Annotated in this window: 13 protein-coding genes; 5 read left to right on the forward strand and 8 right to left on the reverse strand. The window is 68.2% G+C overall.

Features of this window, described 5'->3' with window-relative positions:
- Positions 1–30 precede the first annotated feature (30 nt).
- The 5 genes from AC07OX_RS28015 to AC07OX_RS28035 all read right to left on the reverse strand — a co-directional run bounded on the left by AC07OX_RS28015 (position 31) and on the right by AC07OX_RS28035 (position 4,512).
- A complete protein-coding gene (locus AC07OX_RS28015) occupies positions 31–804 on the reverse strand; it encodes an esterase/lipase family protein (RefSeq protein ID WP_495262906.1) in 774 nt (257 codons plus the stop codon).
- Positions 805–888: 84 nt separating this feature from the next.
- Positions 889–1,524 (reverse strand): TetR/AcrR family transcriptional regulator, encoded by a 636-nt coding sequence (locus AC07OX_RS28020; RefSeq protein ID WP_062478422.1) that lies wholly within the window; start codon positions 1,522–1,524, stop codon positions 889–891.
- Positions 1,525–1,554: 30 nt separating this feature from the next.
- On the reverse strand, positions 1,555–2,052 hold the full coding sequence (locus AC07OX_RS28025) for a phasin family protein (protein WP_495262905.1): 498 nt from the start codon (positions 2,050–2,052) through the stop codon (positions 1,555–1,557).
- A 55-nt stretch (positions 2,053–2,107) separates the two neighbouring features.
- A complete protein-coding gene (locus AC07OX_RS28030; RefSeq protein WP_095950081.1) occupies positions 2,108–2,659 on the reverse strand; it encodes a hypothetical protein in 552 nt (183 codons plus the stop codon).
- A gap of 146 nt (positions 2,660–2,805) precedes the next feature.
- Complete coding sequence (locus AC07OX_RS28035; RefSeq protein WP_070063828.1) at positions 2,806–4,512, reverse strand: WS/DGAT/MGAT family O-acyltransferase; 1,707 nt, start codon at positions 4,510–4,512, stop codon at positions 2,806–2,808.
- A 235-nt stretch (positions 4,513–4,747) separates the two neighbouring features.
- On the opposite strand from AC07OX_RS28035, the gene AC07OX_RS28040 reads away from it, so the two are divergent.
- Both AC07OX_RS28040 and rocF read left to right on the forward strand, forming a co-directional pair.
- Positions 4,748–6,799 (forward strand): prolyl oligopeptidase family serine peptidase, encoded by a 2,052-nt coding sequence (locus AC07OX_RS28040; protein ID WP_495262904.1) that lies wholly within the window; start codon positions 4,748–4,750, stop codon positions 6,797–6,799.
- On the forward strand, positions 6,796–7,725 hold the full coding sequence (gene rocF, locus AC07OX_RS28045; protein ID WP_492732636.1) for an arginase: 930 nt from the start codon (positions 6,796–6,798) through the stop codon (positions 7,723–7,725). Before AC07OX_RS28040 ends, rocF begins: the two co-directional genes overlap by 4 nt.
- A gap of 13 nt (positions 7,726–7,738) precedes the next feature.
- Here rocF and AC07OX_RS28050 read toward each other — a convergent pair whose 3' ends face one another.
- Together AC07OX_RS28050 and AC07OX_RS28055 are read right to left on the reverse strand one after the other, a co-directional pair.
- Positions 7,739–8,425, reverse strand: coding sequence for a DUF2242 domain-containing protein (locus AC07OX_RS28050; protein WP_159274672.1), 687 nt, complete (start codon positions 8,423–8,425; stop codon positions 7,739–7,741).
- A gap of 104 nt (positions 8,426–8,529) precedes the next feature.
- Entirely contained in the window at positions 8,530–9,804 is a 1,275-nt protein-coding gene (locus tag AC07OX_RS28055) for a Glu/Leu/Phe/Val family dehydrogenase (RefSeq protein ID WP_062478443.1), read from the reverse strand.
- Positions 9,805–10,056: 252 nt separating this feature from the next.
- On the opposite strand from AC07OX_RS28055, the gene AC07OX_RS28060 reads away from it, so the two are divergent.
- Together AC07OX_RS28060 and AC07OX_RS28065 are read left to right on the forward strand one after the other, a co-directional pair.
- Complete coding sequence (locus AC07OX_RS28060; protein ID WP_495262903.1) at positions 10,057–10,512, forward strand: hypothetical protein; 456 nt, start codon at positions 10,057–10,059, stop codon at positions 10,510–10,512.
- A gap of 143 nt (positions 10,513–10,655) precedes the next feature.
- Entirely contained in the window at positions 10,656–11,123 is a 468-nt protein-coding gene (locus AC07OX_RS28065; RefSeq protein ID WP_062478450.1) for an Lrp/AsnC ligand binding domain-containing protein, read from the forward strand.
- Between the two features lie 7 nt (positions 11,124–11,130).
- On the opposite strand, the gene AC07OX_RS28070 is transcribed toward AC07OX_RS28065, so the two are convergent.
- A complete protein-coding gene (locus AC07OX_RS28070; RefSeq protein WP_495262902.1) occupies positions 11,131–11,832 on the reverse strand; it encodes a YggS family pyridoxal phosphate-dependent enzyme in 702 nt (233 codons plus the stop codon).
- 51 nt (positions 11,833–11,883) lie between these two features.
- Between AC07OX_RS28070 and AC07OX_RS28075 the strand changes: the two genes are divergently transcribed.
- Positions 11,884–12,927 carry a type IV pilus twitching motility protein PilT gene (locus AC07OX_RS28075; RefSeq protein ID WP_062482334.1) on the forward strand — a complete coding sequence of 348 codons (1,044 nt, stop codon included), beginning with the start codon at positions 11,884–11,886 and terminating at the stop codon, positions 12,925–12,927.
- Positions 12,928–13,041: the final 114 nt, after the last annotated feature.

Consider the following 13,041-nt stretch of genomic DNA (forward strand, 5'->3'; position numbering starts at 1 on the left):
TCTTTTTTCATTGGGAGCTTTCGCCTCAGTTCAGGCGTTGCGATCCGGGTCCGGATACACCAGCGGCCCGAGCATGCCGCGGTTGAACGGCTTCCACTCGCCCTCGGGCTGCGCCAGCCGGTCGGCCACCGCATAGAGCACGGCCGGGTGCGCGCCGAGCCCCAGGTGGCTCGCCACCACCTCGATGTTCTCCGACTGCGGGCCGGTCTTCTCGAGGCTGCAGCGCCATGCGACGACACCGTCGGTGCGGCTGAAGATCGAGGTCGTGGGCACGGGCGGCGTGGGTTCGACGAACTTCATGCGGCGCGGGTCGTGCGAGCTCTGGCCGCTCACGCCTTCGTACACGCGCCAGGCGTTGGTGGCGCGCGGGCTGCCCGAGAACGGGCTGCCGAGCGTGATCACGTTGCGGATGAGATCCTTCTGCGCCGAGGCCAAGAGCCGCGCGTACACGCCGCCCAGGCTCCAGCCGATCACGCTGACCTTCTGGCCGCTTTTGTCGGCCAGGGTCTTGAGCAGGTCGACCATGCCGTCCTCGACGCCGGCGCGCGGGCCCAGGTTGCGGCCCTGGCCCCAGCCGTGCGCGTCGTAGCCGCGGCTGCACAGGTAGCGGCGCAGCAGCAGCGTGGACATGTCGCTGGCCACCAGGCCCGGCAGCACGAGCACGGGGTGCCCGTCGCCGCGCGGCGCGAGCTGCAGCAGCGGCCACATGGCGAGGCCGGCGCCGGTTTCCCAGAGGGCGCGCGCTTCGGCCAGCAAGAGCAGGCGCGACGGCGGAGCGATGGGTTCGTGGGTGGCGGTGGTCATGATGGCGGCTTCCTTTCTGTTCTTTCTTCTGTAGGACGACGATGGGGGTGCGAAGTTGCATGCCCCGTCGGACGACGACTTCATTTATCCGAGGTATTTGCCCCTCAGGTAATCAAGATAAGCCCTCGATTCGCTGGAAACATACGGAGAAACCAGCGTGAGTGTGTAGAAAGCCGCCAAACCGGGGTCGGCCTGCGCCAGCGCGTCACGCCCCGGCACGAGCCGCTCGAACGAGAGCCAGCAGGTGGTGGTGAAGACCATCTGGAGCGCGAGGATGCGCGCCTGCTCGGCGCTGGTCTCGATCACGCCCGAGGCCACCAGCCCTTCGCACAGTGTCTGGGCCGCCAGCAGGTTCTGCGCCGTCATGGCCTGGGCGCGCTGCCCCAGGGCCGGGTACTCGCTGGCCAGGAAGGCCATGTCGCGGTAGATGAAACGGTATTCGTCGATGGCCTCGAAGCGCAGGTGCAGCGCCAGCCACAGGTCGTCGATGGCGGTGATGGAAGCCGACGAGCCGTTGAGCACCTCGAGCCGCTGCTCGAAGCGCCGGAACAGCCATTCGACGATCAGCTGCTTGGCCTTGAAGTGGTAGTGCAGGTTGCCCGGGCTCATGCCGAGCTCGGCCGCGATCTTGTGCGTGGACACGGCCGGAAGACCTTCCGCGTTGAACAGCGCAAGGCTGGTCTGCAGGATGCGATCGCGCGTGGTGTTGGAGCTGGCCACAAGCGGCGTGTTGCGTGCGTTGCGTGCCGCTCAGCGCTTGCCGCCGGCGCTGCCTGAACTGGACGGTTTCTCGAGTTTCGCGAGGCGTTCGCGCAACTGCGCCACCTCGTCGCGCAGGGCCTGCACCTCGTCGGCGCTGGGCATGCCCAGGCGTTGCAGGGCGGTGGCGACACGCTGGTCGAACACGTCCTCGAACTTGCGGATGCCGAAGGTGTCCAGGCTGGGGAAGCCGCGCGTCAGCGCCGCCTTGGCACCGGCCACGTCGGCCTTGCCGTGCCCGATGCCGAGCAGGCCTTCGATCACGTTGGCCTGGCGCTTGGCGACATCGTTGCGCACGTTGTCCAGCGCCTTGAGGCCGGCGCGCAGCAGCGCTTCGGCCTTGTTGGTGCCGGCCGCAGTGTCTGCGGGCGGTGCTTTCGCAGCCGGCGCCGCCTTGCGGGGCGCGGCCTTCTTCTTCGCCGCCGGAGCCTTCTTGGCAGGCGCCGCCCTCTTCTTCAACTTGGCAGTGTCATCGGGACGGGTCGCCATGCGGTGGTGCTCCAGGGGCGTGAAAGATGAAAAGGGCGCGGTCAGCGCCCCGGGATCAGGCCGCCTTGCGGGCAGCGCGGCGAACCGGCTTCTTGGCCGCAGCGACCTTGGCCTTCACGGTGCGCACGGGGGCGGCTTCTTCGGTGCCGCTCACACGGGCTTCGATCTGCTTGGTGCCGGCGACGATGCGGTCGGCGATTTGCACCGACACGGTGGCGAAGGGCTGGTTCACGGCCGACAGGGCGTTCAGCACGGTGGTGGCAGCGGGCGATTCGATCTGGGCGACGCGGTTGGCGACGGTTTCGATGCCGCTGGTGGTGCCGGCGGCGACGCGGTCCATCACGTTCACGATGCGGCTGGTGTCGATGTCCAGGCGGTTGGCCAGGAAACCATGCACCTTCTCTTGCGCGCCGATCAGGTTGGCCTTGATCTGCTCGCTCACCAGCGGGATCTGGCGGTTGCCCAGGAACTCGCTGTAGCGCGAAGCGGCACCGCCCAGCAGGCGTTGCACGCCGGTGCGGTAGGCACCGACCAGGGTCTTGCCGGCGTCGTTGTACTGGCCGACGACGTGGATGGCGGCGGAAGCGATGTTGGTTTGCGTGGACATGTGAGATTTCCTTGAAGTTGAATGGCTCGCGGGGAATCGCGATGGGCCAATCATCTTCCGCTGGGCCTAGGCCTGGAAAACTAGAACGGTCGGAAAACTAGTCCAACTGCCCCAATTTTTTGTCCAGGCCGGGCCGGCCCTGTCGATCATGCCGCAGCGGCGCGCGGCGATGCGGCGGCCTTGCGGGCCGCTGGGCGGGGTGCAGCCTTTTTCGCCGCCGCCTTCTTCGCAGGGGCTTTCTTCGCCGCCGCCTTGACCGGCGCGGCCTTGGCAGGGGCCTTCTGCGCCGTCTTCTTGGCGGCGACGGCCTTCACCGGTGCCTTCTTGCGCGCGGCCGGCTTGCGGGCCGGCGCAGCGGCCTGGGCCTCTTCGTCGGCTTCCGGCGCGGGGGCGGCCACTGGCTTGGGCGGTGTGGCGGGCGCGCCGGAGACGGCCGGGTGCTTCTGCGTCAGCTCCATCAGCAGCTTGTGCTCGGCCAGCAGGTAGTCGCCGATCTCGGTGATGTCGGGCACGGCGCGGCGGCAGGCGATCAGACCGTAGTCCATGCGGCCGTTGTAGCTTTGCACGGTGACGTTGAGCGCGGTGCCGTGGCTGGCGATCGACACCGGGTAGTAGCAGGTGACCAGCGCCCCCGCGAAGTACATCGGGAACGGCGCGCCTGCCACGTTCGAGACGGCGACGTTGGCCGCCGGCGGCAGCAGGTTGACGATGCCCGAGCGCCCCACCATCGAGGCGATGCCCGACACCAGCCAGGGCGCGGCGAAGGTCGGGAAGTCGTCCAGGATCACGGCCTTGAAGCGGTTCATCGTCGACTTGGACGAGTTCGACGATGCGTTGATCGCCTTCAGCCGCTGCAGCGGATCGGTGATGTCGGTGGCCAGGCTCACGAGGATCATGCTGGCCTGGTTGTTGGCCGTCTGGTCGCCGGCCTCGCGCAGGCTCACGGGCACGCCGGCCACCAGCGGCTTGGCCGGCAGCTCGTTGTTGTCGGCCAGGTAATGGCGCAACGCGCCGGCCACGGTGGCCAGCACCACGTCGTTGAGCGACACGCCGAAGTGCTTGGCGATGTACTTGGTCTCGGCCAGCGAGATGGTGCGCCCGGCGAAGGTGCGCTGGTTGGTGATCGACACGTTCAGCGAGGTGCGCGGCGCGAAGAGGTTGAACTTCTTCGGCGCGGTGGCCGCCGCCTTGTCGGCCGCCTTCTCGTCGGGCTGGGCCAGGCCGCCGATGGCGCGCGCGATGGCCGGCGCCATCTTGAAGAGCTTCACGTACTGCTGCGCCGTGTTGCGCAGCGCCGCCGTGGCAAGCTCGGCCATGCCCAGCTGGTAGCCGTTGCTGCGCGGGCGCGCACGCGGCGGCTTGATCACGCGGCCCGTGGCCTCGAGGTCGAAGATGGCCTTGCCCAGCTCGACGCCGGCCTGCCCGTCGATGCCCGCGTGGTGCACCTTGGTGTACAGCGCCACCTGGCCGCTCTTGAGGCCGTCGATGATGAAGAACTCCCACATCGGCCGGCTGCGGTCCATGAGCGTGGAATGCAGCCGTGCCACGTACTGCTGCAGCTGGCGGTTGGTGCCGGGCTTGGGCAGCGTGATGTGGCGCACGTGGTAGTCGAGGTCGATGTCGTCGTCCTCGACCCACACCGGATTGGTCATGTCGAAGGGCATCAGCGCGAGCTTGCGCGTGAACACGTCGGCCAGGTGGATGCGGCTGGCCATGAAGGCCTTGGCGTCTTCGTAGAAGTCGCCCTTGTAGCCCTTGGGCAGGTCCAGCACGTTGAGCGAACCCACGTGCATCGGCATCTCGGGGGTCTCCAGGTGCAGGAAGGTGGCATCAAGACCGCTCAGGTGTTTCATGTGTGGTTCTCCTCGTTGGGGCATGCGCCGTCCGGCAGGATACCGTGGGCATCGCGTTCGTGGGCCTTCGCTTCTTCAGTGTTTCCACCGGGGGAAGGCACGCCCGGGACAGGGGTTTGCCCCAAGGATGGCCGGGGCGCGCATCCACATGTAATGAAAAAATCGACGCGCCTCGAATGCAGCAACAACTGCTCACAGGCCGCCGCATTCACGGGGGCTTCGTACACTGTGCCGCATGACCTCTGCGCACAACGAAGACCCCCATCTCTGGCTCGAAGACATCGACGGCGAAGCCGCTCTGGACTGGGCTCGCCAGCAGAATGCAAGCGCCGTTCACACCTATGCGCAGTCGCCGGCCTTCCAGTCGATCGAGCAGGGCCTGCTCGAGGTGCTCGACTCGGACGCGCGCATTCCGATGGTCAGCAAGATCGGTGCGCTGTACTACAACTTCTGGCGCGACAAGGCGCATCCCAAGGGCCTGTGGCGCCGCACCACGCTCGCCGAATACCGCACGCCCGAACCCGCGTGGGAGACCGTGCTCGACCTCGACGCGCTGGCCGCACACGACGGCGAGAACTGGGTCTGGCACGGCGCCGACTGCCTGGAGCCGGCGTACGAGCGCTGCCTGATCTCGCTGTCGCGCGGCGGCGCCGATGCCGACGTGGTGCGCGAGTTCGACCTGGTGAACCTGGCCTTCGTCGAAGGCGGCTTCGCGCTGCCCGAGGCGAAGAACCACGTCACCTGGAAAGACATCGACCACCTGTACGTGGGCACCGATTTCGGCCCCGGCTCCATGACCAGCTCGAGCTACCCGCGCCTGGTGAAGGAGTGGCGACGCGGCACGCCGCTGGCCGAAGCCGTCACCGTGTACGAAGGCGCGCACGAAGACATGTCGGTGAGCGCCTGGAGCGACCACACGCCCGGCTTCGAGCGCGACTTCGTCTCGCGCCAGATCGACTTCTACGACAGCGAGACCTGGCTGCGCGCGCCCGACGGCACGCTGACCAAGATCGACGTGCCCGACGACGCCAACACCGGCGTCACGCGCGAGTGGCTGCTGATCGAGCCGCGCGAAGACTGGACCGTGGCCGGCCGCACCTACACCGCCGGCTCGCTGCTGGCCGCGCGCTTCGACGACTACATGGCCGGCGCGCGCGAGCTCACGCTGCTGTTCGAGCCCGACGACACCACCGCGCTCGACGACTACTCGTGGACGCGCCACCACCTCATCCTCAACGTGATGCACGACGTGGTGAACCGGCTGGAGGTGCTCACGCCGCCGGCGGACGGCCTGGGCGACTGGGCCCGCGACAGCCTGGGCGGCGCGCCCGCGCTCTCGTGCGTGGCGGCCGGCGGCATCGACGAGACCGAGAACGACGACTACTTCCTGACCGTGAGCGGCTTCCTGCAGCCGACCACGCTGTACATCGGCACTCTCGGCCAGGGCGAACCGCAGCCGCTGAAGCACAGCCCCGGCTTCTTCGACGCCTCGCGCTTTCGCGTGAGCCAGCATTTCGCGACCTCGGCGGACGGCACGCGCGTGCCCTACTTCGAGATCGCCGCCAAGGACCTCGTGGCCGACGGCACGAACCCCACGCTGCAGTACGCCTACGGCGGCTTCGAGATCTCGCTGGAGCCGAGCTACAGCGGCGGCATCGGCCGCGCCTGGCTCGAGCGCGGCGGCGTGTACGTGGTGGCGAACATCCGCGGCGGCGGCGAGTACGGCCCGCGCTGGCACCAGGCCGCGCTGCAGGAAAACCGCCTGCGCACCTGCGAAGACTTTGCGGCCGTGTCGCAGGACCTGTTCGCGCGCGGCATCACCTCGCCCGCGCACCTGGGCGCCATGGGCGGCAGCAACGGCGGCCTGCTCATGGGCAACATGCTCACGCTGTACCCGCAGCTGTACGGCGCCATCGTGAGCGAGGTGGCGCTGCTCGACATGAAGCGCTACACGCAGCTGTCGGCCGGCGCCTCATGGATCGCGGAGTACGGCGACCCGGAACTGCCCGACGAGTGGGAATTCATCCGGACCTTCTCGCCCTACGAGAACGCCCGGGCCGACGCGCCCTACCCGCCCGCCCTGTTCACCACCTCCACGCGCGACGACCGCGTGGGGCCCGTGCATGCGCGCAAGATGCACGCGAAGCTGCTCGCGCAAGGGCACGACAGCAGCTTCTACGAGAACATGGAAGGCGGCCACAGCGCCGCCGCGGACAACAAGGCGTCCGCCTTCATGGATGCGCTCGGCTACGCCTACCTCTGGCACCACATCGGGAGACCGACATGAACAGCAGCAGCACCGCCGCCACCACCCTCGAACTGATCGGCGCGCCGACCGACATCGGCGCCAGCGTGCGCGGCGCGGGCATGGGCCCCGACGCACTGCGCGTGGCCGGCCTGGCCGAGGCGCTCGCGGGCCAGGGCTTCACGGTGCTCGACCGCGGCAACCTCGCGGGCCCGGCCACGCCGTGGGCACCACCGGCCAACGGGCTGCGCCACCTCACCGAGGTGATCGCCTGGAACCGCTCGGTCTACGCCGCCGTCGACACCGCGCTGGGCGCCGGCCACGTGCCGGTGATGCTGGGCGGCGACCACTGCCTGGCGATCGGCTCCATCAGCGCCGTGGCCTGGCATGCGCGAAAACGCGGCAAGAAGCTGCGCGTGCTGTGGCTCGACGCGCACTCCGACGTCAACACCGAGACCACGAGCCCCAGCGGCAACCTGCACGGCATGCCGGTGTCGTGCCTGCTGGGCCACGGGCCGGCGGACCTCACGGGCTGGAGCGGCGAGCCCGCAGCGCTGGCGCACGACGCCATCCGCTTCATCGGCATCCGCAGCGTGGACGATGACGAGAAGAAGGCGATTCGCACGCTCGACCTGACCGTGTTCGACATGCGCCACATCGACGAGAACGGCATGCGCACCACCATGACCGAAGCGCTGCAGGACGTGGACGAAGACACCCACCTGCACGTGAGCTTCGACCTCGATTGCCTCGACCCGGCCGACGCGCCGGGCGTGGGCACGGGCGTGCGCGGCGGGCCGACCTACCGCGAGATGCAGCTGTGCATGGAAATGATCGCCGACACCGGACGGCTCGGCTCGGTCGACGTGGTGGAACTCAACCCCGCGCTCGACGTGCGCAACCAGACGGCCGAGGTGGCGGTGGAGCTGATCGAGAGCCTGTTCGGCAAGTCGACGCTGGTGCGCTGACTGCCGAGCCTGTTCAGCCGCGGTTGGGCGACGGCGCCACCGGGAAGGTGGTGGCTGCGGGGCGCGTGGCGGGCTTCGGTGCGTCGTCGGCCGGTGCCGCGTCCGCTGGCATGTCGGGGCCGCCGCCCTGCAGGAAGCGCTCGACCAGCGTGAAGAAGCGGTCGTAGAAACGTTCGTCCGTGAGCGTCTGGCTCGCCACCTTGACCATCGCTTCGTTGCTGCCGCCGAAGGGCAGCGAGAGCGAGCCGATGGCACCCACGCCCAGGCTGGCCGAGTTGCTGCCCTTCTTCAGGCCGTAGCGGTCTTGCAGCGCGGTCGCGAAGGCCACCGTGCTGCGTCCGGCCGAGGCGCTGCCGGCGCCCCCTTCCCGCGCGCAGACCACGCGGAACTCGACCTCGACATGCGTCTCGGCCGCGGGCTGGAAGCTCTTGCGCGCGGTCACCAGGTCGGCGTTGGCGGCAGTGACCATGTAGCCCTGGCTCAGCAACGCGCGGCGCGCCGCCTCGCAGGTCTGGGCCTCGCTGGCGGCGTAGTTGCGCGTGTGGGTGGTGGTGGAGTCGAAGTCTTCGGGCTCGTAGGCCTGCCCCGTGCCGAAGCTGCCGCAGCCGGCCAGCAACAGGGCCGACAGCAGGCCCGGGAACAGAAACGCCGGCACGCGGGCCGGCGAAGAGAAGAAAGCAGCAGAAGAGGTCTGGGGCATGGCAGGGCGGGAAGGACACCGGATGCTAACCAACCGGCGGCTTCGCTTCGAGCCCCCGGCACGCCGGGGGTTCCCGAAAGGCCCTGCAAGCCCCGGAGATCGCGTCAGGGGTACAGACCGCGTTCCTGGCGCGCCATCAGGATGCGCTCGCAGGCGACCGCGTAGGTGGCGGTGCGCAGCGGGATCTTGTGCTTGTCGGCCGTGTCCCAGATCTGGTTGAGCGCGTTCATCATGATGCGGTCGAGGCGCACGTTGATCTCGTCCTCGTCCCAGAAGAAGGACGAGAAGTCCTGCACCCATTCGAAGTACGAGACCGTCACGCCGCCGGCGTTGCAGATCACGTCGGGCACGACCAGCACGCCGCGCTCGGCCAGGATGTCGTCGGCCTCGGGCACCGTCGGGCCGTTGGCGCCTTCGAGCACCAGCTTGGCGGTGGTCTTCTTGGCGCGTTCGGCCGTGAGCTGGCCTTCGAGGGCGGCCGGAATGAGGATGTCGCAGGCCACGTCCCAGAAGTCTTCGTTCGGCACGATGTCGCCGCCGGCCTTGAAGCCGACCACGCCGTCGGTGCGCGAGATGGGCACCAGCTGGGTCAGATCGAGGCCGTTGGTGTTCACGATGGTGCCGGTGTGGTCCTGCACCGCGACGATCTTGGCGCCTGCCTCGACGAACAGTTCGGCCGCGACCGAGCCCACGTTGCCGAAGCCCTGCACCGCGATGCGCGCGCCGCGCAGGTCCATGCCCAGGCGGCGGGCCGCTTCACGGCCGGTGACGAACACGCCGCGGCCGGTGGCCTTCACGCGGCCCAGCGAGCCGCCCAGGTGCAGCGGCTTGCCGGTGACCACGCCGGTGGCGGTGCCGCCGACGTTCATCGAGTAGGTGTCCATCATCCACGCCATGATCTGCGCGTTGGTGTTCACGTCGGGCGCGGGGATGTCGGTGTGCGGGCCGATGATGATGCCGATCTCGCTGGTGTAGCGGCGCGTGACCTTCTCCAGCTCTTGCAGCGACAGCTTCTTCGGGTCGACGCGGATGCCGCCCTTGGCACCGCCGTACGGCAGGTTGACGGCCGCGGTCTTGATGGTCATCCAGGCCGACAGCGCCATCACTTCTTCCAGCGTGACGTCGGGGTGGAAGCGCACGCCGCCCTTGCCCGGGCCGCGGCTCATGTTGTGCTGCACGCGGTAGCCCTCGAAGTGGGCGATGGTGCCGTTGTCCATCTCGATCGGCACGTCGACGATCAGCGCGCGCTTGGGGCGCTTGAGGGTTTCGACCCAGCGTGCCAGCGGGCCGAGGTACGGCACGACACGATCGACCTGCGACAGGTAGGTGCCCCAGGGGCTGTTGGCCGTCGGATTGACGAAGGAGAGTTTCTCGTTCATGGAAGATTCCCTTGGTTGGAATGGATGGGCGCAACGATATTCCGACTGAGGGCCGCGCGCCATGGCTTATGCATGCCGCGATGGCGGTTATGCAAGAGAAGTTGGAAGGCCCCTTGCGGTCCCTCTCGGCGCGGCCCGATGCAGGTGGATACGCACATGACAAAACCGTCATCCAGACGTTATCGGTCGCGTGGATGCGCTTCGTACAGTCGTTCTCACCAACCAAGCAACCACCTCAAGGAGTGAACGAACATGAAGCTGTCTGCCACCACCCGCCTGCTGAACACCGCCGCCGTCGCCGCCCTGCTGGGCCTGGCCGCCGCGCCGAGCTTTGCCGGCAACTACGCCGAAGGCGACCCGCGTCCCGCGCCCTTCGCGTCGTCGACGACGCGCGCCGCCGTGACGGCCGACGCCCAGCAGTGGCTGAAGACCGCGCCCACCCAGGGCTACAACGAGAACATGGGCCAGGAGCCGGTCGTGGTCTCGGCCAACAGCCGCGCCGCCGTGGTCGCCGACACGCAGCTGTGGATCCGCTCGGGCCTGGCCGCCCAGCAGTCGGGAGAAGCCGGCGCCGACACGTCGCGCCCCGGCTACCGCGAAGCCCAGGCCGCCTACACCAAGCTGCGCGAAGGCCCGGCCTACGGTGCACTGGTCGACCAGCTCTCGGGCCGCCAGGCTGCCGCACCGGGCTCGACCACGGTGCGTTGAATGCGGTGACCCACGGCTTTCGGTAGTTCAACTGACTGCGAAAGGGTAGTCCAACGGCATTTCCTTGGTTCTATCTCCTATGGCCGTGGCAAATAGGCCGCATTTCTTGCAGCCGATCGATGTGTGCGCCGGATAATCCTCGAATGCTTGATCTGGACCGCATCGATCTGCGCCTGCTGAAGATCCTTCAGGAAGACGGCCGCATCACCAACCTCAAGCTGGCAGAGGCGGTCGCGCTTTCCCCCACCGCCGTGCTGGCGCGCGTGCAGCGCCTCACGCGCGACGGCTTCATCCTGGGCTACGAGGCCCGCCTCGACCCCTACAAGCTGGGGCGCGGCTTCACCGTGTTCGTCGAGGTGCTGCTCGACCGCACCACCGCCAACGTCTTCGACCAGTTCAAGGCCGCCGTGCAGGTGCGCGACGAGATCATGGAATGCCACATGGTCGCCGGCGGCTTCGACTACCTCCTCAAGACCCGCATGGCCGACATGGCCGCCTACCGCGAGTTCGCCGGCACCGTGCTGTGGCAGCTGCCCGGCGTGCGCGAGACGCGGACCTATGCGGTGATGGAAGAGGTCAAGAGCAGCGCGCGTTTGCCGCTGGGGGTCTGAGCCGACCCTAGGCGGGCTTGCCCGCCCGCCCGCCGAAGATCGCCGTCCCGACCCGCACCATCGTGCTGCCAGCACTGACCGCCGCCTCGAGGTCCCCGCTCATGCCCAGCGACAGCGTGTCCAGCGCGATGCCCGCCGCGCGGATCGATTCGAACAGCGCGTGCGCGCGCAGGCACAGTTCGCGCTGCGCCGCGAAATCGGGCGCGGGTTCGGGGATCGCCATGAGCCCGCGCAGCGTCAGCTGTGGCAAGACCGCCACAGCGCGCGCGAGCGCCAAGGCCTCTTCCGGCGGCACGCCGGACTTGTTCGCGCCGCCGTCCACGTTGACCTGCAGGCACACCTGCAGCGGCGGCAGATGGGCCGGGCGCTGGGCCGACAGGCGCTCGGCGATCTTCAGGCGGTCGATGCTGTGGACCCAGTCGAACTGCTCGGCCACGGGCCGCGTCTTGTTGCTCTGCAGAGGGCCGATGCAGTGCCATTCGAGTCCCGCGCGCAGGTCGGCCAGCGCGGCGATCTTGTCCAGGCCCTCCTGCACGTAGTTCTCGCCGAAGGCCGCCTGGCCGGCCGCGTGCGCCTCGCGCACGGCCTGCGGCCCGAAGGTCTTGGACACCGCCAGCAGGCGCACCGCCGCCGGGTCGCGCCCGGCCTGCGCACAGGCCCGGTCGATCCGGGCCCTTACTTGCTGGAGATCGTCGCCAATCATCGTCATAATCTTCCGAATTCGTATCAAAACGTCACTAAAGCCTGCCTGAGGAGCCCCGTGGACATCACCCAACTGCTGGCGTTCAGCGTCAAGAACAAAGCCTCCGACCTGCACCTGTCGGCCGGCCTGCCGCCGATGATCCGCGTGAACGGCGACGTGCGCCGCATCAACGTCGATGCGCTGGACCACAAGGCCGTGCATGCCATGGTGTACGACATCATGAGCGACACGCACCGCAAGCACTACGAAGAGTTCCTGGAGGTCGACTTCTCGTTCGAGATCGACGGCCTCGCGCGCTTCCGCGTGAACGCCTTCAACCAGGCGCGCGGTGCGGCCGCGGTGTTCCGGACCATTCCCTCGAAGATCCTCACGCTCGAGCAGCTCAACGCGCCGAAGATTTTCGGCGAACTCGCGCTCAAGCCGCGCGGCCTCGTGCTGGTGACGGGCCCCACGGGCTCGGGCAAGTCGACCACGCTGGCGGCGATGGTGAACTACCTCAACGAGAACGAGTACGGCCACATCCTCACGGTGGAAGACCCGATCGAGTTCGTGCACGAATCTAAGAAGTGCCTGATCAACCAGCGCGAGGTGGGGCCGATGACGCTGTCGTTTGCCAACGCACTGCGCTCCGCCCTGCGCGAAGACCCGGACGCGATCCTGGTGGGCGAGTTGCGCGACCTCGAAACCATTCGCCTGGCGATGACCGCGGCCGAAACGGGCCACCTGGTGTTCGGCACGCTGCACACCTCGTCGGCCGCCAAGACCATCGACCGGATCATCGACGTGTTCCCGGGCGAAGAGAAAGAAATGATCCGCGCGATGCTGTCGGAGTCTTTGCAGGCCGTGATCTCGCAGACGCTGTGCAAGACCAAGGACGGCCAGGGCCGCGTGGCGGCGCACGAGATCATGCTGGGCACGCCGGCCATCCGCAACCTGATCCGCGAGGCCAAGGTCGCGCAGATGTACTCCACCATCCAGACCGGCCAGGGCTCGGGCATGCAGACGCTCGACCAGAACCTGACGGAGCTGGTGCGCCGCAATACGATCTCTGCCGCCGAAGCGCGCGGCAAGGCCAAGATCCCAGAAAACTTCCCCGGCTAGTCATGAGGCCCCCCGGCTTTTCACTTCGCTGCGCTTCGTGTAACTCCACCCCCCAAGGGGGAGGCGCGGCCGCCTTGGGGCGGCCCGGCGGTCGGCCGCCTGCAGATTCAATCT

Source organism: Variovorax sp. GW821-FHT09D07 (assembly GCF_059416345.1).